Origin of the sequence: Polaribacter cellanae (assembly GCF_017569185.1) — a bacterium.
Taxonomy (GTDB): Bacteria; Bacteroidota; Bacteroidia; order Flavobacteriales; family Flavobacteriaceae; genus Polaribacter; species Polaribacter cellanae.
The window spans coordinates 2,500,718-2,521,061 of record NZ_CP071869.1 but is presented as its reverse complement, the minus strand read 5'-3'; the positions used below and the strand labels follow the sequence as shown (position 1 = coordinate 2,521,061).

Sequence of the window (20,344 nt, the reverse complement as noted above, 5' to 3'; positions counted from 1 at the left end):
TCATCTCGTTTACAAAAGACTTACTGTACATTCTCTTTCCTAAAGCTGCATTAATTGCATTTGCAACTGCACCTCCAACAGGCAATAAACCTGATTCTCCCAAACCTGTTGGCGATAAATTATTTTTCACAAAATAAACGTCCACTTTTGGAGTTGTAAAACCATTGAAAAAGTGTTTGCTAATCGATTAATTACGGGTTAAATTTTACTTGAAAAACATAATCGAATCACAGTTAATACTTAATGTGTTTTTAAAAAGAATACCAATTTCTTTTATTATGAGTAATTATAGCTGTAGTAGTCTTATTCAATAAAAATTTATTAGAATTCATCTTCTTAATTATCTTCTTTTTGTAAATTAATTTACTTTATTTTACTAAATCTTGTTATACTTTTCAAGAATATTCGTTATTCTAAATATAAGATGAAAACAAAAGATTTCGAAACTAAAATACTTTCTCTCTCAGATAAAGTTTATCGAATGGCTTATCGAATGCTTCAAAATAATGAAAGCGCCGAAGATGCCGTTCAAGAAATAATGATAAAACTTTGGGATAGACGTAATAAAATTGCAAATCACCCAAATATTCCTGGTTTTGTGTTTTTAACAGCTCGCAATTATTGTTTGGATCTTTTGAAAAAGAAAAAATCGAATTTTAATTCTTCGGAATATCAATTAAAAATATTAGAATCGGATACAAATCAGCATCAAATTGAGTGGAAAGAACTAACCGAAAATATTAAAAATATTTTAAAAGAATTACCCGAAAAACAAGCGGAAGTTATGCTTATGAGAGATCTTGATGGTTTTGAATTTAAAGAAATAGCCATTATTACAAATCAAAAAATAGAACATGTTAGGGTTTTATTATCGAGAGCCAGAAAACAAGTTGGTGTAGAATTAACTAAAATATATAACTATGAATATCAGAAAATCTGATGATTTAAAAAACAAGTATTTTACTGCTAAAACTACACTCGAGGAAGAAGAGTGGCTTTTTAACAGTAAAAATAACGACCCAGAAATAGAAAAATGGGCGACTTACGTGAATAAAAATAAAGCTGAGATTCCTTCTAATTTAAAAGATTCTGTTTGGAGTGCAATACAAAATAAAGAAAAAAGGAAAAAACAAAAATTAATTCGTTTATCTGGAATTGCTGCATCTATCGTTTTATTTATATCAATATTTATTTATAATTACACCAATAAAATAAATGATAAAAAAAATGAAGCTTTGCTAAACGAGGCTTTATCTATGTTTCCTAAAGAAAAAAATGTAGCAGAAATACAGCAAGTATTGTATGAAGATAACATGGTTATTGTATACTTAGCATCAAAATAATTTTAAAATAAAAATTCACTAATATTAAAATAAATTATGAAAAAAATACTCATTGCAATTTTTATATCCTGTATATCTATTGCCAACTTTTCTGCACAAAATAAACTAAAAGTTGAAGTAAAAGCAGAGAAAAAACCAGATGTTTATATTGATGGAGTAAAGTATAACTACACAATTGTTAATTTGCTTGATCAAACAAAAATTGAATCTATAGATATTATAAAAGACGAGAAAGCTTTAAAAGAATACAAAGCACCAAATGGTGTAATTCTAATTAAAACTAAAAAAAATAGTAAGCCAAACCTTTCTATTGATGAGAAAAAACCAAGTAGTAAAAAAGAGGATAAAGAACCGCTTGTAATTATAAACGGAAAAGTTGCAAATAAAGCAGCATTGTCTAATATATCTACCCAAAATATAGCGTCTGTAAAAGTACTTAAAGGAAAAGAAGCAATAAAACAATACAAATCGCCTAATGGGGTTATTATTATAAAAACTAAGAACTAATATATGTTTATTGCATTAATCTACAGAGATAAGAATACTATTTTTTTATTTTGAAATGAATGCAGAAATGGTATTAATAGTAGCTTATTCTTCTTTTTGTTTGGAGGTTTATTAAAGTTTGTACGTTAGGTTTTCTAAAAAACCATTAACTTCGTTTATCTCGAAACAAATCACAAAAAAATTATGCATAAATTATTACTTTCTACTTTACTGGTCTTTATTTTTTTAGGGTGTAAAAATAAAGAAACCGATATTAAATCTACCACTAACAATATTGTTAAAGTTTCAGAAAACTTGGCTTCATTGGAAGTTAAAAAAGAAGAGAAATGGTGGATAAAACGACACCAAACAATAATAGGCAAGTTAAATCCAGATTCTGAATTGATACTTATTGGGAATTCCATTTTTAATTCTTTAGATAAAAAAGAACAAGCAGGCATTTGGAAAAAATACCTCGATACCTACAAAACAATAAATATGGGAATTTCTGGTGACAGAACCGAAAATGTAATTTGGAGACTTAAAAACGGTGCTCTTGAAAACATAAACCCAAAAGTAGCAGTTCTTTTAATAGGTACAAATAATACAGATGGTAACCATTATCTTACTGTAAGCACGCCTGAAGAATTAGCAGGAGGAATAAAGAAAATATGTACTATTATAAATGAAAAACTACCCAATACCAAAATTCTTTTAATGGGCATACTACCTTATGGCTATAAACCAAACCATCGAGACCAAATAAATAAAGCTACAAATAAAATTATTTCTAAATTCCCAGAAGCAAACCCTCTTATCCATTATATAGATATTGGTGCTGTTTATTATAATGATAAGGGAATGGTTAGAAGAGATTTAATGCCAGATTTTCTGCATCCGAATAAAGAAGGATATATACTTATGTTTAATGCACTTGAAGATAAAATTAATGAACTAATGATTAAATAATATATTATTCTAACTTAATTATTGATATTTTTGGTAAGTAAAATCTTATAGTTAAAATATACAATAATTCTACTTTAAAGCCCTAATCTGCTTTTTTAATATTTTAAACTCTTTAAAATTAGAAAGTTGACTAAAATTTATCAAAAAAAAGTGCTTTATAACTATCTAAATATCAATTAGTTAAAACTCCACTATCCCTGAGCTCAGGGACAAGTATCCCTGAGCTCAGGGATACAAAAAATATACGGCGTTCAGGGATTGACAGGTGTTTTTTAAACGCTTATGTTTACATTATTATTTCTTTATAAAATACTAAAGAGAAATAGTTGGCAATCATTCGAGCACTCAAAATGAGTAATTTAAAGACCATTCGACTTACGGAATTTATAAGAAAAAAGTAAATTAACTCTCGGAAAATGAAGAATGAAAACCAACAGGTCTTAAAAGTGGATAGACTGCGACCTAAACTATAATGACCATAAACTTATAAAGTTTAGACTTTTAATTATTTAAATTGTTTTATAATGAAAAATTTATTTTTAGGATTATCATTCTTGTTTGCAACATTTACTGGAGGAAGTACTGAAATCGACAACAAAATTGCCGAAGAAGATTTCAACGATTGTGTTAATGTAACCCTTTCTTGTGGAGTATCTGGTTGCGTTTACGTTACATCAATGGAAATGTTGATAAGCCATATTGGCTATGCAGAGGCATATTGGTGTGAAAGTGGAAGAAGATAATTATTCAATCTAATCCCTAAGAAAACAAATGTTTTCTTAGGGATTTAAAAAATTAAAACTATGAATTTAAAAATTATAATATCAATTTTTTTAATAGTAATTATCCATACAGTAAGTTATTCTCAGATAAATGACACTATAGATTATAAAATTACTTATGAATTAGAGTTTAAAGAGCTAAAGAACTCAGAACTGAAACAGAAAGAAAAAATGTTTCTTTTTATATCTAAAAACCATTCAAAGTTCATAAGTGAAGGCAAATATAAAATTGATTCTCTAATGGCTTCAGAAAATGTAAAGCAGTTGAGTTTTTCTGAATTTATGAGAAATATACCAAAAACTAAATTCGATTTTTTCGTAATTAATGTTTTGGGTTCAAACAAAATATTGTTTCATCAAAAAATTCTAAAGGACAAGTTTTTTTATGAGGAGTCTATTAATCATAACTGGACTAATCATAAAAACACTAAACAAATTCTCGGTTATAACTGCAAGAAAGCAACTGTAAGCTATCAAGGAAGAAATTATACAGCTTGGTATTCAAATGATATTCCTGTCAGTACTGGACCATATAAATTTTATGGATTACCAGGATTAATTTTTGAGATTTATGATAGTAAAAAAGAATATCATTTTTTAATCAAAGGAATAGAATCTTTGTCAAATGAGCATATCTTAAATTTCAATCCGAAAAATTATATCCAAGTTAGTAAAAAAGACTATGAACAAACAAAAGAAAAACTAAATGAAAACCCTATAAAAATGTTGGAACAAAGTGGAATATCATTAGATTTTTCCAACGAACTTCAAAAAAAATCTCTTATTGATTCGCATAAGGAAAAAATGAAGAACAACAACCCAATCGAGTTAAAAGATGATGGTGAAAAACAAATGTAAATTAACTCTCTAAAAGTGAAGAATGAAAACCGACAGGTCTTAAAAGTGGAAAGTCCACGACTAAACTATAACGACCTTAAACTTATAAAGTTTAGACTTTTAATTATTTGAATTGTTTTATAATGAAAAATTTATTTTTAACATTAACTTTTGTCTTGTGGAGGGACTTTTACGTATAACGACACTGGTTTGACTACTGATCAAGAATTTGACATAGCAGAATTTGTTGATGATTTACTTTGTTAATTCTTTAATTAAATCTTCTCTCCTAAAAAATTTGGGAGAGAATTTTTAATAGTGCATACTGTATTGAATAAACATATACACAGACATTAATAACATAAAAAATTAAAAACATGAAAAATATAAGACTTTACTCTTTATCAGTTGTTCTTTTTATTACATTCAATTTATTTTCTCAAAAAAAGTTCACATATAGTTTTTCTTACCCGTCTCAAAAAGAACCAACTGTAAAATCAAATAAAAAAATGCTGTTGTTTACAAATAATCAAAACAGTATATTTATAAGTGAAATTAAATTAAAAATAGATTCTTTAAGAAAGGTGTATTCAAATAATCGATATTTGTTTATAGAAAAAAAGAAACAACTTAAAAAAGAAGAGGTTTCCTATATCATTGAAAAAAGAATTAGCGAAAACTCATATACTTATTATAATAAGTATGCATTTGAAAAGTATCAATATAAAGACAACTTACCAGAATTAAAGTGGCAAATAACAAAGGAATCAAAAAATATTTTAGGTTATAAATGTTTCTTAGCAAAAACATCGTTTTCTGGTAGAAACTATAATGCTTGGTTTTCCTATGATATACCATTAAGTGATGGCCCTTATAAATTTACTGGTTTACCAGGATTAATACTAGAAATTTACGATACCGAAAAAGTATTTAAATTTCTATTAATTGGAATTGAAAAAGGTAATTTTAAAATTTTTAACAAAAAGGACTATAAAGTAATTAAAAAAGAACAAGAAACAAAATTAAAACAAGGGGTTGAACAATTTATAATCAACAGAGCCATTGGAAATTCAAAAAGGTTGATTAAAAATAGAATAAAAGAAAAAAAAGAGATCTCAATTCCTATCGAATTAAAAGAAGAAAATAAATGAAGCAAGTTTTAATATTGTTATTGCTTTGTTACTTTTCAATAAATGGTTTTGCTCAAACTAAAATTAGTGGTACGCTATCCACAGAAAAAAGTCAACTTATTTCTGGTGCAAGTGTTACTATAACAGAATTAAATACTGACAATATTATTAACTACGATATTTCGGATAACAAAGGTTTCTTTTCAATTTTAGTAAGTTCTAAACATCAACAAATACAACTAAACATTAGGTCAATGGGTTTTAAAACGGTTACTAAAATCATTGAAAATAAAACTCAAACTTTAAATTTTGTTTTAGAAGGAGAAATAACCGAATTAAAAGAAGTTGTTGTAAAAAATAACCCAATTACAAAACGTGGAGATACCATTAATTACTCTGTAAGCGCATTTTCTAAACAAGAAGATAGAACTATTGCCGATGTTTTAAAAAATATGCCAGGTATTGAGGTTTTAAGTAATGGAAAGATTTTGTATCAAGGAAAACCTATTAATAAATATTATATTGAAGGTTTAGATTTGTTAGAGGGGAAATACAATTTAGCCAATAAAAATTTACCCTATAAAACAGTTTCTAAAGTTCAGGTTTTAGAAAACCATCAACCCATAAAAATGTTAGATAGCTTGGTATATTCAGACCAAGCAGCCATAAACATCAAACTTAAAAAAAGTTACACTTTTACAGGTCAAGCAGACATTGGTAGTGGATTGTCTCCTTTACTTTGGGATGCCAATATAACACCTATGCTGTTTTCAAAGAAAAAACAAATACTAAGTTCTTATCAAACCAATAATACAGGAAATAATGTAGCTTCACAATTAAAAACTTTGACCATTGAAGATTTATTGGAGCAATTTGAGCGTAATGACAAAAAACAAGATTGGTTATCAATTCAAAAACTTCAAACCCCTAATTTTTCAGAAAAACGTTGGTTAAATAACAATGTTCATTTAATTACAACCAATTACTTACAGAAGTTAAAAAATGATTATGAATTGCGATTAAATGTTTCTTACATTAATGATTATCAACAACAAAAAGGATTTACCAATACGCAATTTTTTACCGCAAATGGCACCATTAATTTATTTGAGCAAAAGTATAACCAACTCTACACAAATACTTTAGAAACCAATCTAACTCTCCAAAAAAATACGGATAAAAACTTTTTTAAAAACAGTTTACAATTTCAAAGGTTTTGGGATGCTCAACAAGGTAATATTCAGCTTAATAATGATAATATCAATCAAAATTTAAGTAATAACTATTTTAAATTATCAAATAATTTTAAAACTCTATTCTCAATTGGCAAACAAATTACTTCATTAAAATCTTATATAGGTTTTAATAAAGTACCACAATCATTAGCTGTAAATCCTGGTCAATTTAGTAACTTATTAAATAATGGTAATGCCTATGAAAAAGGTATTCAAAACGTTAATCTTAATACATTTTACACGAACAATTCTTTAGGTTTCACAAAAGGATGGAAACGATTTACTTTTAACCCTAAAGTTGGTTTTCAGTTTGAAAAACAAAATTTAGAAAGTGTAATTTTTACATCAGAAAATACAACTAAAAATTTTGAAAACAATTTAGATTGGACACGTTCTAAAGTGTATTTTAATTTACAAACACAATACAAAAAAGATAAATGGCGAATGAAATTGACAACGCCTATTAATTTTTATAACTACCAATTAGAAGACAAACCTTTACAGCGTAATCAAAACCTAAATAGACTAACTTTTGAACCACACTTTTCTTTAAATTATGATATTACTAATTTTTGGAGTATTGCTTCATCCGCTAGTTTTGGCAATCAATTTGGCACTATAAATCAAGTCTATTATAATTATATTTTAAAAAATTACCGAAATATACAACGTATAAATGCACCTTTGCCTGAAAAGCAAACTATTAGTTATTCTGCATTTATTAGATATAGAAACCCTATTAAGGCTTTATTTTTAAATTTAGTTTATTCAAATGCATCAACAAATAACAACTTACTGTACAATACAAAAGTTTTAAACAATGGTGCAATTGAGTTAAAAGCTATTGAACGAGATAACAAAAGACAATCTCATAGTTTTTCTACCAAAGTTAGTAAATATATTAGTTCAATAAACACTAATATTACTATGAGTACCAATTATAGTTTACAATATTTTCAGCAAATTTTGAATTCGGAAACAACAGATATCTCTAATCAAAATTGGAGTTTTAACGGAAAGGTAGACATAGATATTACTGATTGGTTAAATACAGAATTAACATCTACTTTTCAATTTTCAAATAATCAAATCCAAGAACAAAAAAATCAAACAGTAACTCAACAATTTCATAAATTCAATGTAAACATTTACCCAAAAGAAAATAAATACATAGGTCTAAAAACGGAATATGTAAAAAACAATTTATTTTCAGAAAATACAAAAAATTTCTTTGCTGACTTAATGTATCGCTACACTTGGAAAAAGAAAAATATTGATTTTGAATTGCAATGGAATAATATTTTTAATACAGAAAATTATAGAACTGTAAATATTAATAATTTTAGTTATTTGGAATCTAATTTTATTTTAAGACCAAGACAAATTTTATTTAATATAAGGTTTTCACTTTAACAATCGAACCTAAAAAAAATCTATCAACAAATTCTATACAGGCTTCTAAAAACCTAACCATACTGTACTTTCCTTATCACACGCATCGCTTCTTTATAATTAATATAAGTGGTTTTATCTTCTAAATTTTTAATGTAATGCTTTGCTTTTTTCAATTGCTCTGCAACATCTAAAAATCCGTTTAAATAGCAAATTAAATAGTTGGTTGGCAATCGTAAAACATCTATATATTCCGCTTTATAAAGCGGTTTATTTTCTTCTATTTTTTGGACGATTGCATTGCAATTGTTGTATATATGGTTGATAATTTCTATATCGAACTTTGGTGGCTCGAAGAGAAATTCTTTTACAATATCGTGTTTGCCATTGTTCTTAAAATTGATAATCGTTTTTTCTAAGGGATAGTATTTTTCTTGCTTTTCTAAACCCAAATAAATGTATTCTGTAACGATAAAAGAATTGTTGTTATAACTAATTTGAACGTCGTCTAACGCCGAAAAAAAGAGTTTCACTTGTTCGTTTATCAACTCTATATCTACTCTAGAGAAAAATTCTTCGTTATTAATAAGTTTACTTTTTCCTGCCCAACACAACACAAATTGCTCGTTAAAAACTTTGTATTGTGGGTTGTATTCTGGCTTGTGATTGTTTATAAAATCGAACACACCATTTAATGTTAATTCAATATTATTACTGGCATTTTTTTCTATAGAATTTACAATTTTTTGGTTGCTATTCCGCAACTCGAAATTATCTCCTAAAAATGGCATCGAATTACTACCTCTTCTGTAAAAAATGGTGTTTTTCTTGTATTTCCAAGCGTTTTTTAAAAGCGATGTTATTTTATTATTCGGATAAATTGTAACCAAACCAACCACTTTATGTCTTGGCAAACGCGGAAAAGGCACGTTTTCATATTCAATTTTTGGTGGGTTATTTAAGTAGGCATTTACCAAATTCTGTATTTTAGAATCATCGAAAAAATCGACACCCAAAATCTTATTTTCTTCGTCTTCTACACCAATTACAATAAAAGAATTGTTATTTGGGTTGGAGTTAGAAAGTGCGCAAACGTGTTTTAAAAACTTGGCTTTTCCTATTTTAGAATCGAAAGTTAATTGTTGCTTTTTATCATAAAAACTATTCTCATCGTTATGAGAGAGTAGGTTTTTGATAAGCAAGCGTTTATTTATCATTTTAATTGTAAAGATTTAGTTCTCTTTGTAGATTTTCTCTTGCTTGTTTTTCGAATAAATTTTTATATTTCTCTGTAAAATATAATGTTTCTCTGTCTAAAAAACCTTGCAAAACTTTCTTTCTTGCTGGCCTGTATAAAAAGTTGGGAAACATTTTATATTCTTTTCTTATCTTTTGGGTATATGCTTCATAAACATTCCAATCTTGACCAAAAATCGCCAAATCGAAATCTAACAGAAAAGCATTGTCTAAATCTGTTTTAACAAGTATTTTATGTTTTTTTGTAGAGAGAATTAGTTTATAAATTTTGTTTCTTTTTAACTCTTTTAGATTGAAATTTTTTAGTCTTTTTACAGCATATTTAGCGCTCTTTTTTTCGTTTCTTTTAGAGCGAGATTTGTAAATAATATCATGAAACCAAATGGCGAAAAGAAGCGCATCAAAATCTTTAATTGCTGCTCTATTTTCTTTGGCGAGGTTTAGCATAAATTCGATATGATTTAAATTATGATAATGTCTATTCCTTTCTGAATATCGTTTCTTTATTTTTCTTCCAATAGCATTTAACAAAGAAAAATCTTTGCAATATTTTTGACCTAATTCTAACCAATTTTTATTTAGGTTTTCGATATTCATTTTTATGAATTTCTATTCATTATTGTGGCACTTGCTTGCGCAGTTGGGTACACCACCAAATCTTCGATATTTACATGATAGGGTCTTGTAACTACAAAGTAAATAATATCTGCAATGTCTTCTGCCTGCAAGGCTTTATAACCTGTATAAACCGATTTTGCTTTTTGGATATCTCCTTTAAAACGAACTTCCGAAAATTCGGTTTCTACAGCTCCTGGATGAATTGCAGAAACACGAATATTATGCTTATTTAAATCAATCCTCATTCCTTTATTAAGCGCATTTACAGCGTATTTAGAAGCGCAATATACGTTTCCATTAGGGTACACTTCTTTTCCTGCAATAGAACCAATATTTACAATAAATCCGTTATTTCTATCTACCATTTGTGGTATAATTGCTTTAGAAACGTACAATAATCCTTTTACATTAATATCCATCATTGCATCCCAATCGTCTATATTTCCATCTTGGAAAGTAGATAAACCATGTGCATTTCCTGCATTATTTATTAAAATATCTATGTGTTGAAATTCTTTTGGAAGACTTTTTATTGCTTTTTCGACTTCGTTTCTTTTTGAAACATCGAATTGTAAAGTAGTAACTTGGGTAAGTTTCCTTAATTTTGTTGAAAGTTCTTGTAATCGTTCTGCTCTTCTTCCACAAAGAATTAAACGAATATTATTTTTTGCAAAAATTTCTGCGGTTGCTTTTCCAATTCCAGAAGTTGCGCCTGTAATAAATGCTGTTTTTTTCATTTTTATTTTCTTAATTAATTATATTAAAAGTAATTAAATGGATTCTTAGAAACGATTTTTTCTCATTTATTTTTCATTAAATATAAACAAAGAAAAAACCGCCCTCCTCAGAGCGGTTTTCCTTTCAATTGATTATCGAGAGATAATCAACCAAAAATCAACTAACCAAACTTTATTTTTAATTTCTTCTAATTTTTGTTTTTCTTTCTATTTTAGTACGTTTTCTGTTGTTATTCCTTACAGCAGATTTTTTCGTTTTTTCTCCTTTTTTTAATGCTACAAAATTTCTTCCTACGAAATCGTATGTTGTTTTAGATTTTACGTTGTATAATCTTATTTTCTCATCATCTTTAACGCTTAATTCGAACTCTTCTATATCTCCACTATCATAAGAAAGTGTTAATATTTTAAGGTCTTCGCGATTTGTAACATCAAACACTTTATAACTACCAACGTAACTCCAATTTATATTATCAATTTGCGTGCCAAAGTTATCTTTCGAACTACGAAATGTGGTATTATTTTCTGGTGTAAATTCCAAGAAATTCTCATCATCAAAAGCGTTTGGAGCACCTCCATTTGTGGCAACTTTTTCCCAAGCTTCGTATTCTTGTAAAAAATACTCGATGTTTTCGTAAAATACTTTATCGTAATCGAAAGTATTTGTTTGGTAACCAATTAAAAAATAGGTAACATTTAGCCTGTAATTATACAATCTTATTTCATTGGCAGAAATAACAGTTACTTCAAAATCGTTTCTTCCATCTATATCGTGATTTGTTTTTAACAATCCATTAAAAGTATCGTAAGTTCCTACATCTATTCCTAATCCATTTCCTGTAACTCCAATATCTACAATATTGTTGTTTGCGTACAATGTTCCATTTAAAAACGATAATGTAAATGCTCTTGAGACGTAAGGTACATCTGTATTACCAATTGTTCTATGATAATCTACATACCATAAATCGTAGCCAGAAACAACTTCTTCTAGAGAGATGCTATCTTCTTCTATAAAATCGTCTTCATAAACAGTGGTACATGAGCTTAATAATGCTCCTGTGATTATAATTGTAAAAAGTAGTTTTAAAGATTTCATAAGCTTTTGTTTTATGGATATGAATATTCAAATTACGTGCCAAAAATAAAACCGCTAAATTTTTAGCGGTTTATATGTTAATTATCAAATAGATATCTATTGTTTTTTTGCTGAAGGAAAAAAAGAAGTTCGTTCTTTTTTGATCTCTGTTATCTTAAAATAGTGTAGTTTATTTCCTTTTTTATAAGATAAAACAGCTTCGTTTTCTTTTAGCTCGAATTTCGGTTTTTTAATATTTGGAGGTGTGTTTTTTAATTCTTTTTTAGGGTCTGCATCTAAAATAAGATCTCTTTTTTCTCTTGTTGAAGTACTAAAATGACCAATTAAAATGGTTTTATTTTTGTCTTTAGAAACTTCTACTTCTGTTTCTATTTGCTGAAAAAATAGTGATTCAAACTCAACTTCTGATGCATTTGAAATATGTATTTCTAATTTTGTTCCACTTACTCCTGCTTGCCCACCTTTCCAGTTATTATAGAATGCTTTTTCTATTTTAAAAGAAGGGTTTTCAACAAATTTACTGCTTCCACATTGAGAGAAGCCTAGTATAATTGCAAGTATCGATACTATTTTCATGATTTTCATTTTACTGTTTTTATAATATCTTCAAATCTAATGCCAAGGTAAACTTTTATTTGTTTTTATTTAAAATTACTTTTTCGATTTGTTTAAAATTACTACCAGAAAGCGTAAAGAAATTAAAAGCAATAAAAAATCCACTTTTGTTAAAAGTGGATTTTTTGTAAATTATAAGTTTAGAACTTCTTTTTCTTTTTAAATTTTATTTTTCCTAATTCGATATAAATTGCGGTTTTGGCCAACATTGTAAATACCAATGCACCCATTGCCCAAATACCTAAGGTTACTCCAATTTCTATACCTGTTGGTGTGTATTCTGCAATTTTTCCATAAGGTCCAGGGATAAACCCAGGAACTATTAAACCAAATCCTTTTTCGATCCAAATTGCAACAAAAAGTAAGAAACAACAGAAATATAATGTTTTAAGATTGTTTCTAAACTTATGAAAAGTTAATAGAATAGTTGCTACTACATTCATAGAAATGGCGGTCCAAATCCAAGGTAATAATGCTGTTTTGCCATCCAAACCAAAGAATAAATAATAGGCACTTTCACTATGGTGTGTTGGTGCATAAAATTCTTTAAATAATTCTGAAACCAACATTATTAAGTTTATCTGAGCTGCAACAGTTACTACCATTGCTATTTTTTTAATGGTTTTATCTTTAATTTTAAATTCTGTAAAAGCTCTAATAATTGCCAATACTAAAATAATTAATGCGGGTCCAGCTGCAAATGCAGATGCTAAAAAACGAGGTCCTAAAAGTGCATTGTTCCAAAATGGTTTTGCTTGTAAACCTTGGTATAAAAATGCAGTTACTAAGTGAATACCCACTGCCCAAAAGACTGATAAGATTGCGCCTGGTAAATACACACTTTTCTTAGATTCTTTGCCTTGATAATGTCTAAAGAGAATGTAAAAAGGAATGGTAATATTTAAAAACAAATATCCATTTAATACCAAAACATCCCAAGTTAACATAGAATTAGGAAAGTTAAAAACTCCTATTCCAGGAATCATATGCCATAAAACAGATGGCCCTCCCATATCTGCCACAACAAATGCCAAGCACATTATTAAAGCAGCAACTGCCAAACCTTCTCCTATTAAAACAGCTTGTTTAAAATCGATATCTTTTAAAACGTAGGTTGGCATTACTAACATAACTGCTGCTGCTGCAACTCCTACTAAAAAGGTAAAATTAGAAATATACAAACCCCAACTTACTTTGTCTGTCATTCCAGTGGCACTTAAACCTTCTTCTAATTGAATGGAATAACAATACATTCCTGTAAGCATAATAATGGTTAAGGAAGCCATCCAAATATGGTAGGTAATTGAGCCACTAGTAATTACGTCTAAGCTATCTTTAACTAAGCTTTTAAATACTTTAAGTTGTTTCATACTCTTTTTATTAACTCGCTTATTAATCCATGTAATACCAAAATTTAGGTTCTGTACCTAAATCTTCTTTTAAACGGAATACTTTTTTATTTTCTAAAACCCATCTAATGGTACTATTTGGATCTAATAAATTTCCAAAAACTCTTGCTCCTGTTGGGCAAGCTTCTACACATGCTGGGTTTTTTCCTGCTCTAGAACGTTGTACACAAAATGTACATTTTTCCATGACTCCTTTTTTACGCATTCGGTTTCCTAAATAATGTTGATTGTGGTTTACTTCTGCTTCTGGAACTTCTGGTTTGCTCCAATTGAAACGTCTTCCATCATAAGGACAAGCGGCCATACAATATCTACAACCTACACACCAATCGTAATCGATTACAACTAAACCATCTTCTTCTCTCCAAGTTGCTTGTACAGGACAAACCTCTACACAAGGTGGGTTATCGCAATGAAAACATTGTGTTCCCATATAAAAATGGCCTTCTGCAGGAACTTCGTGATAATAATTATCGTCTGCTTCATTAAAGTTGAAACCTTTTCCGTCTTTCATTTCATGAATACGAATGTATTGCATTTCCGAATTTCTATCTTGGTTGTTTTCCTCAACACAAGCATTCACACAATCCATATATCCTTGGCACTTAGAAATGTTAAAAGCATAACCAAATAACACATCTTTTTCTGCGTTTTTAGAAGACATGCTAATGTTTTTTCCAGTACGTAATTGATAAGATCGAACCAACCTGTCTACAGTTTCGCTCTTCTCTTTATCGTTCATCAATTTGTAGTTTCCTTTAAATTGCTCTTCCCAATCTATTTGTGCTTTTTCTTTGGTTTTACTGCCAGTTACTGTGCTACAAGAAGTAGTTACAGCTCCTGCACCAATTAATAAGCTTGCTGTTAATTGTTTAAAGGCAGTTCTTCGATTCATTTTTACGTCGAAAACTTGGTCGAAACCATCTTTTTTACGTTCGTCTCCAATAGACGCATCTACTGCAGCTTCAAAAAACTCGTTTGCACTTAATTCTTCTTTAGGTTCGTGTGAGTTACAACCACCTTCTGTTTTTCCACAGCCACAAGTAGCACCAGAAATTTGTTTTTTTGTGCTATTTAAATTTAAGGTAAACCATTTCTTATTATCACTCATGCCTAAGTTTTTTATTTACGTTCTTTTTCTGTTTGCGTGTTAAAACGCGATGGCCACCTACTTTCTATATGAGGTTTGTGTGGGTTATGACAGTTTACACAAGTCATAGATGCTCTTGGTGGTGCCCAACCTCCAATACGTTTTCCATGTGCGCCCCCTTTCCAATCTTCGAATTGTTTGGTGTGACATTGGTTACATAATTGGTAACTCTTATTAAAGTCTATTTTATTTCCTGTAATACTTTTTAAACTATTCATGTCTTTGCTGTTATGACATGTAGCACAGTTCATTGTATTTGAATTTGCGTGGTTTAATTCGATATTCCAATGTGCTTTTTTAATAACTTTCCCTTGCAACTCTTTTAAGGGTTTAGAATGACATTCTATACAAGCATATAATTTTATCTTTCCTTTTCTTTCAGGAATTAAAAAAGTGTGTTCGCCTTCAGTTATTTCTACAAATTCTCCATCACCCAAAAATGCTTCTGACGAAATAGAAGTTCCATGATAGTTTTTACCTTCAACTTTAATTCTATCATTTACACTATGGTATTTTTCTTCTTTATGACCACAAGAAGATGCTAAAATCGATAAAAATAGAAATCCTAAAATCTGTATGTTTTTTCTACTTTTCATCTTTTAACTTTTTTATAAAAATTCCTATATCTGTCGTTTCTTTATTATTTAAAACATGGCATTGTCTACAATTAACTCTTTCTGGATGCGAAACTCTAATTTCTTTTGGTGCACTTGGTCCAGCATGACAAGACAAACAGTTTTCGTGCATTTGTAACTGATGTGGCATTACTGGCGGACTTGTAACCAAAGCATTGTTAACGCCTACTTTTGGAGCTTTTACTTTTCTAAACTCAAAAGGCTTAAAAGTTTCGTTTGTTTTTTCTATTACATGACATTGTCTACAATTTACCATTTCTGGGTGTGGAGTTACAGGTGCATAGGCATTAAATTTTTGTACAAAACCACCATTTTCATGGCATTGTAAACAGGTGTTTTCTCCAATGAGCATTTCTTCTTTTACTGGATGAGGAATGCTTGGTGGAGCTCCATGATATGATCTGTTATTATAATATGTATCTAAAGTTCTTTGATGATTTTTATCCACAGGCATATTTGCGTAATCTAACGCATATTCAGATCTTCTAAAAGTACCTGCTTCAGATGGAATTACTTTTATAGTGCTATTATCTTCGATAGGAATATATGCTTCTTCCTGACCTGTTTGATAGCTGAAATTCCAAACCACAATAAATGCAATAAATAGAATTATAAATAATGATATGATTCCTAATCTCTTTTTCATCCTTTAGGCTTTTTCTACTTTAACCGCACATTTCTTATAATCTGGTTCTTTAGAAATAGGGCAAAATGCGTCTAACGTAACATCGTTAATTAACATATTTTCATCAAAAAATGGCACAAAAACCTGACCCTGAGTTGGCAATCCTCTTTCGTTAATAGAAGCTGGCAATATACAAGTACCTCTTCTTGAGGTTACTTTTATTTTTTCGCCATTTCTAATGCCTAATGCTTTTGCATCTTTTGGATGAAACTCTACATACGCATATGGCATTGCTTTGTGTAAAACTGGAATTCTACGTGTCATAGAACCTGTATGCCAGTGTTCTATAACTCTACCTGTATTTAGCCAAAAAGGATATTCTTTATCTGGCGACTCTGCTGCTGGTTCGTAAGGACGTTGCCAAATAACTGCTTTACCATCTGGTTTTCCGTAAAAATCGAATTCTGAACCTTCTTTACAAGCAGGATCGTATTTTGCATTAAATCGCCATTGTGTAGATTTTCCATTTACGTAAGGCCAAATTGCACCAGATTCTTTCTTTAAAACTTCTAAAGGAGCCATTCCATGTTTTTTTCCTTCATGAAATTGTCGATATTCGTTAAATATTTCTTCTACGTGGTTTTCTTTAGAGTAAGGAAATAAATCTCCAAACCCCATTCGTTTTGCAACCTCGATAAACATCCAAGCATCAGGGGTTGCATCACCTGGAGCTTCTACCATTTTATCCCAATGTTGTGTTCTTCTTTCGGAATTTCCATATAAACCAGATTTTTCGATATGCCAAGCTGCTGGTAAAATTACATCTGCAACATCTGTTGTTGGTGTTGGAAAAACATCAGAAACTACTACAAAACAAGATTTTTTTTCCATTCCTGGGCGAAATCTACTGGTTCTTGGTAAAGAAACTAGAGGATTTACTGCTTGGGTCCAAATAAATTTAATATCTCCTCTATCTACAGCCCTAAACATTTCTGTTGTATGATAGGTTGGTTTCGAAGGGATATTTTCAACAGGGACTTTCCAAATTTTGGCTGCTAATTCTCTGTGTTTAGGATTCATTACCACACCTTTTGGTAATTTGTGTGTAAATGTACCAACTTCACGAGCAGTTCCACAGGCAGAAGGCTGTCCTGTTAAAGAAAATGGACTATTTCCCGGTTGAGAAATTTTACCTGTTAACAAATGAATATTATAAATAATGTTATTCATCCAAGTTCCTCTAGTGTGCTGGTTTACTCCCATACACCAAAGTGACATTACTTTTTTATTTGGATCTCCATAAATTGCCGCTAAATATTTAATATCTTTTACAGAAACTTTAGAGTATTTTGCTACTTTTTCTGGAGTATAATCTTCTAAAAATGTCTTGTATTGGTCGAAATTTATTTTTGTTGGTTTGTCTTTAAATTTATATTTATCTTCCATACCATAACCCATTTTAGTAAGTCCTTTACTAAAGTTACAGTGCTTTTCGATAAACGATTTATTAACCCAACCATTATTAACTATTTCGTAACAAATAGCGTTTCCAACAGCTAAATCTGTTTGTGGCTCAAATAATATTGATTTATCTGAAGCTGTACTTGAACGTGTAGTTCTTGTCGCGAAATCAATTATTTTAGCGCCTCTTTTATTTTTTTGCTCTAGCATTCTTGAGAATAATACTGGATGCATTTCTGCCATATTATTACCCCAAGTAATATAGTAATCTGCATGGTCGAAATCTTCATAACAACCCATTGGCTCATCTGCACCAAAAGTTGTTAAAAATCCTGCAACAGCACTTGCCATACATAATCGCGCATTACAATCTAAGTTATTGGTACCAATGGCACCTTTCATAAATTTAGAAGCTACATAACCTTCTGGAATTGTAGATTGCCCAGAAGTATACATTGCCACTGAATCTTTACCATGTGTTGCAATGGTTTCTTTCATTCTATTGGCAACAATATCTAAAGCTTCGCTTATTGGCGTTTTTACATATCTGCCATTCTTTTTTACCAAAGCATATTCTAACCTATCTTTGGCTTGAATACACATAGTTTGGTGATATCCTTTTACACAAAGTAACCCTCTATTAACAGAAGAATTTGGGTCTCCTTTTACAGCCACTGCTTTTCCATTATCTACACCCACCAAAATACCACAACCTACACCACAAAAACGACAAGGTCCTTTTTTCCAGTCTAGATTTGCTTCGTTAGGAATTCCTTCTAATTGTTCACTCGCAAATATAATTCCAGGGAACATAGTTGCAGCTGCTGTCATTGCTGCTGTAGCTGCCATTTTTTTTATAAAACTTCGTCTACTTGTTAGAGATGTTGCCATATTTTAATTATTTTATAGGTGTGTTAAAGCCAGAAACTAAAGCCAATAGTTTTAGACTGCTAATTGCCTCAATTTTTTCTTTTAGTTTTGTATCTTCTTCCTCTGTTTCGGTTTCCGTTACCAAAACCAGCACGTTTTTATTTTCTGCAGGTAAAACCTCACAACCTTTTAGAAAGGAAATTGCTTTGGCTAAATCTTCTTTTTTACCTTCAAGTGGATGTGCTAAGTAACTTTTTATGGGCATTTTTGAGGTTTGTTTTTATTTGTGATAAAATTATCTTTTTAAACAGAGAAATTATATGATAAATGTCACAAAAAGAGGAATTTACTCAAAATTTTCGAGTAAATTCTTCTTTTATCTTTAATTTATAATATTAATAAATTGTGTTTATTTGCTAAACAGTGTAGGTTTTATTGTTACCATTAACCACCCCCAATTGTTTGTGTTTCCGTCTGAATTTCCTTTTAAAACCTCCATTCCTTTAGATGCAAACATTTGAGAGTATCCTGCATTTATTTTTATATCCTTAGATAAATTATAACCATAAACCAAGTCTAGTTCTGTTCCTAAATTTTTTGAAACGGTATTATTAATGTCTTCTGCAGCAGAAAATTGGTGTACAAATGCTGTTAAGCTCGATTTAGCATTTAGCTTAAAGTTTGCTTTTGCATAGATGTCTAACAAACCAACATTGTTTGCGTGGTTACCCACGTAGAAATAATCCATAAACCCATTAAATTTGTGATTGGTTCCATAAAAAGGGGAGAAAGCTTTGTTCTTTCCATTACTTGGTGCCCCATTTTCGTTACCACTTTGCAACTCAATACCTAAAGCTAATAGTGTGTTATTGGTAACTTTGTAAGAACCTTCTAAACCCAATAAATAGGCATTCAAATCGTTATCAGCAAGGCTAGCATCTTTACCAAATTGATAATACAAGTTTGCATTTGCTGCAAATTTAGTTTCTTTATAGATTAAATGTGTTCCAATAGTTTGGCTGTATTTTGTTTGATTTTTAAACTGCTTTCCGTTGTTTAAGAATAGTAAACTACCAGAAAAATTAGTCCAATCTTTATGCAACCAAGCAAATTGCATTGCTTTGTATGTTTTTGGAGTTGTTAAAATTGTACCTGTGTTTGCTTCTTTATCTTGATTTAAAGCCATACCTACATCTAACTTAAATGCATTTTTCCGATATTTAAACAACACCATATCATGGCTTCTAGCTTGTTGTGCCCAGTTTACGCTCCCAAAAATTCTTTGGTCGTCGTAAGAAACTTCTTGTCGCCCTAGTTTTACAGATATATCTGGGTTTAATAAAAACTCTGCAAACGCTTGATGAACTGTCAATCCACTATCGTCTGATATATTTAATTGTGGTACATCACCCCAAACTCTAACATCTTGTAAACTGATATAAAAGTTTAAATTATTTGTTAAGTAAGAGGTATTTAATCTAGTTCTTTGTGATATAAATGCGGCAGGATCTGCATTGTCTGGAATTAAATCTGAAAAACCATGTCTGTACTCAAAACGAGGTCTTATTTCTGCATCAATTTTAAATTGCGCGTGTGCTGTAGAAATTGTTGCTATAAAAACAAAAAATAAAAGTTTGCTAATTTTAGTCATCTTGTATTGTTTAAAATTAATATGATACAAAGCTCTTAATAAG

The 20,344-nt window shown here is 29.7% G+C and carries 20 protein-coding genes; 8 read left to right on the top strand and 12 right to left on the bottom strand.

The window, feature by feature from the left end; translation table 11 throughout:
• The first annotated feature begins 424 nt into the window (after window positions 1-424).
• From J3359_RS11395 to J3359_RS11360, 8 genes are all read left to right on the top strand, one after another.
• Window positions 425-940 (top strand): GFO_1088 family ECF-type sigma factor, encoded by a 516-nt coding sequence (locus J3359_RS11395; RefSeq protein ID WP_208076986.1) that lies wholly within the window; start codon window positions 425-427, stop codon window positions 938-940.
• Window positions 921-1,343 (top strand): hypothetical protein, encoded by a 423-nt coding sequence (locus tag J3359_RS11390; RefSeq protein ID WP_208076985.1) that lies wholly within the window; start codon window positions 921-923, stop codon window positions 1,341-1,343. The genes J3359_RS11395 and J3359_RS11390 overlap by 20 nt, the downstream gene beginning before the upstream one ends.
• Before the next feature lie 36 nt (window positions 1,344-1,379).
• Window positions 1,380-1,850, top strand: a complete 471-nt coding sequence (locus J3359_RS11385; RefSeq protein WP_208076984.1) for a hypothetical protein — start codon at window positions 1,380-1,382, stop codon at window positions 1,848-1,850.
• Between the two features lie 183 nt (window positions 1,851-2,033).
• Complete coding sequence (locus J3359_RS11380; protein ID WP_208076983.1) at window positions 2,034-2,798, top strand: GDSL-type esterase/lipase family protein; 765 nt, start codon at window positions 2,034-2,036, stop codon at window positions 2,796-2,798.
• A gap of 524 nt (window positions 2,799-3,322) precedes the next feature.
• Window positions 3,323-3,541: a hypothetical protein gene (locus tag J3359_RS11375; protein ID WP_208076982.1), complete on the top strand. Its 219-nt coding sequence runs from the start codon at window positions 3,323-3,325 to the stop codon at window positions 3,539-3,541.
• A 60-nt stretch (window positions 3,542-3,601) separates the two neighbouring features.
• Complete coding sequence (locus J3359_RS11370) at window positions 3,602-4,438, top strand: GLPGLI family protein (protein ID WP_208076981.1); 837 nt, start codon at window positions 3,602-3,604, stop codon at window positions 4,436-4,438.
• 356 nt (window positions 4,439-4,794) lie between these two features.
• Window positions 4,795-5,568, top strand: a complete 774-nt coding sequence (locus J3359_RS11365) for a GLPGLI family protein (protein WP_208076980.1) — start codon at window positions 4,795-4,797, stop codon at window positions 5,566-5,568.
• Complete coding sequence (locus J3359_RS11360) at window positions 5,565-8,195, top strand: carboxypeptidase-like regulatory domain-containing protein (protein ID WP_208076979.1); 2,631 nt, start codon at window positions 5,565-5,567, stop codon at window positions 8,193-8,195. The genes J3359_RS11365 and J3359_RS11360 overlap by 4 nt, the downstream gene beginning before the upstream one ends.
• 53 nt (window positions 8,196-8,248) lie before the next feature.
• On the opposite strand, the gene J3359_RS11355 is transcribed toward J3359_RS11360, so the two are convergent.
• From J3359_RS11355 to J3359_RS11300, 12 genes are all read right to left on the bottom strand, one after another.
• Entirely contained in the window at window positions 8,249-9,391 is a 1,143-nt protein-coding gene (locus J3359_RS11355; RefSeq protein ID WP_208076978.1) for an ATP-binding protein, read from the bottom strand.
• A gap of 1 nt (window position 9,392) precedes the next feature.
• Window positions 9,393-10,028 carry an HD domain-containing protein gene (locus J3359_RS11350; RefSeq protein ID WP_243765904.1) on the bottom strand — a complete coding sequence of 212 codons (636 nt, stop codon included), beginning with the start codon at window positions 10,026-10,028 and terminating at the stop codon, window positions 9,393-9,395.
• A gap of 2 nt (window positions 10,029-10,030) precedes the next feature.
• Entirely contained in the window at window positions 10,031-10,786 is a 756-nt protein-coding gene (locus J3359_RS11345; protein WP_208076977.1) for an SDR family NAD(P)-dependent oxidoreductase, read from the bottom strand.
• 178 nt (window positions 10,787-10,964) lie between these two features.
• Entirely contained in the window at window positions 10,965-11,885 is a 921-nt protein-coding gene (locus J3359_RS11340) for a hypothetical protein (RefSeq protein WP_208076976.1), read from the bottom strand.
• Window positions 11,886-11,981: 96 nt separating this feature from the next.
• Entirely contained in the window at window positions 11,982-12,461 is a 480-nt protein-coding gene (locus J3359_RS11335; RefSeq protein ID WP_243765903.1) for a hypothetical protein, read from the bottom strand.
• Window positions 12,462-12,640: 179 nt separating this feature from the next.
• Complete coding sequence (gene dsrP, locus J3359_RS11330; RefSeq protein WP_208076974.1) at window positions 12,641-13,870, bottom strand: sulfate reduction electron transfer complex DsrMKJOP subunit DsrP; 1,230 nt, start codon at window positions 13,868-13,870, stop codon at window positions 12,641-12,643.
• Between the two features lie 22 nt (window positions 13,871-13,892).
• Window positions 13,893-15,020 carry a 4Fe-4S dicluster domain-containing protein gene (locus J3359_RS11325; RefSeq protein WP_208076973.1) on the bottom strand — a complete coding sequence of 376 codons (1,128 nt, stop codon included), beginning with the start codon at window positions 15,018-15,020 and terminating at the stop codon, window positions 13,893-13,895.
• Between the two features lie 11 nt (window positions 15,021-15,031).
• Window positions 15,032-15,655: a cytochrome c3 family protein gene (locus J3359_RS11320; protein WP_208076972.1), complete on the bottom strand. Its 624-nt coding sequence runs from the start codon at window positions 15,653-15,655 to the stop codon at window positions 15,032-15,034.
• On the bottom strand, window positions 15,645-16,340 hold the full coding sequence (locus J3359_RS11315) for a nitrate reductase cytochrome c-type subunit (protein ID WP_208076971.1): 696 nt from the start codon (window positions 16,338-16,340) through the stop codon (window positions 15,645-15,647). Before J3359_RS11315 ends, J3359_RS11320 begins: the two co-directional genes overlap by 11 nt.
• A gap of 3 nt (window positions 16,341-16,343) precedes the next feature.
• Window positions 16,344-18,671, bottom strand: a complete 2,328-nt coding sequence (locus tag J3359_RS11310; protein WP_208076970.1) for a molybdopterin-dependent oxidoreductase — start codon at window positions 18,669-18,671, stop codon at window positions 16,344-16,346.
• A gap of 7 nt (window positions 18,672-18,678) precedes the next feature.
• The gene (locus J3359_RS11305; RefSeq protein ID WP_208076969.1) at window positions 18,679-18,915 is read right to left on the bottom strand and encodes a hypothetical protein; all 237 of its coding nucleotides are present in this window, start codon (window positions 18,913-18,915) and stop codon (window positions 18,679-18,681) included.
• A gap of 144 nt (window positions 18,916-19,059) precedes the next feature.
• A complete protein-coding gene (locus J3359_RS11300; protein WP_208076968.1) occupies window positions 19,060-20,301 on the bottom strand; it encodes an alginate export family protein in 1,242 nt (413 codons plus the stop codon).
• Window positions 20,302-20,344: the final 43 nt, after the last annotated feature.

Bases quoted from the DNA above. Each gene is read 5' to 3' on its own strand.
- J3359_RS11395 (WP_208076986.1), top strand. From the start codon at position 425: ATGAAAACAAAAGATTTCGAAACTAAAATACTTTCTCTCTCAGATAAA.
- J3359_RS11375 (WP_208076982.1), top strand. From the start codon at position 3,323: ATGAAAAATTTATTTTTAGGATTATCATTCTTGTTTGCAACATTTACT.
- J3359_RS11390 (WP_208076985.1), top strand. From the start codon at position 921: ATGAATATCAGAAAATCTGATGATTTAAAAAACAAGTATTTTACTGCT.
- J3359_RS11340 (WP_208076976.1), bottom strand. From the start codon at position 11,885: ATGAAATCTTTAAAACTACTTTTTACAATTATAATCACAGGAGCATTA.
- J3359_RS11380 (WP_208076983.1), top strand. From the start codon at position 2,034: ATGCATAAATTATTACTTTCTACTTTACTGGTCTTTATTTTTTTAGGG.
- J3359_RS11350 (WP_243765904.1), bottom strand. From the start codon at position 10,028: ATGAATATCGAAAACCTAAATAAAAATTGGTTAGAATTAGGTCAAAAA.
- J3359_RS11335 (WP_243765903.1), bottom strand. From the start codon at position 12,461: ATGAAAATAGTATCGATACTTGCAATTATACTAGGCTTCTCTCAATGT.
- J3359_RS11325 (WP_208076973.1), bottom strand. From the start codon at position 15,020: ATGAGTGATAATAAGAAATGGTTTACCTTAAATTTAAATAGCACAAAA.
- J3359_RS11305 (WP_208076969.1), bottom strand. From the start codon at position 18,915: ATGCCCATAAAAAGTTACTTAGCACATCCACTTGAAGGTAAAAAAGAA.
- J3359_RS11300 (WP_208076968.1), bottom strand. From the start codon at position 20,301: ATGACTAAAATTAGCAAACTTTTATTTTTTGTTTTTATAGCAACAATT.
- J3359_RS11315 (WP_208076971.1), bottom strand. From the start codon at position 16,340: ATGAAAAAGAGATTAGGAATCATATCATTATTTATAATTCTATTTATT.
- dsrP (WP_208076974.1), bottom strand. From the start codon at position 13,870: ATGAAACAACTTAAAGTATTTAAAAGCTTAGTTAAAGATAGCTTAGAC.
- J3359_RS11385 (WP_208076984.1), top strand. From the start codon at position 1,380: ATGAAAAAAATACTCATTGCAATTTTTATATCCTGTATATCTATTGCC.
- J3359_RS11355 (WP_208076978.1), bottom strand. From the start codon at position 9,391: ATGATAAATAAACGCTTGCTTATCAAAAACCTACTCTCTCATAACGAT.
- J3359_RS11370 (WP_208076981.1), top strand. From the start codon at position 3,602: ATGAATTTAAAAATTATAATATCAATTTTTTTAATAGTAATTATCCAT.
- J3359_RS11360 (WP_208076979.1), top strand. From the start codon at position 5,565: ATGAAGCAAGTTTTAATATTGTTATTGCTTTGTTACTTTTCAATAAAT.
- J3359_RS11345 (WP_208076977.1), bottom strand. From the start codon at position 10,786: ATGAAAAAAACAGCATTTATTACAGGCGCAACTTCTGGAATTGGAAAA.
- J3359_RS11320 (WP_208076972.1), bottom strand. From the start codon at position 15,655: ATGAAAAGTAGAAAAAACATACAGATTTTAGGATTTCTATTTTTATCG.
- J3359_RS11365 (WP_208076980.1), top strand. From the start codon at position 4,795: ATGAAAAATATAAGACTTTACTCTTTATCAGTTGTTCTTTTTATTACA.
- J3359_RS11310 (WP_208076970.1), bottom strand. From the start codon at position 18,671: ATGGCAACATCTCTAACAAGTAGACGAAGTTTTATAAAAAAAATGGCA.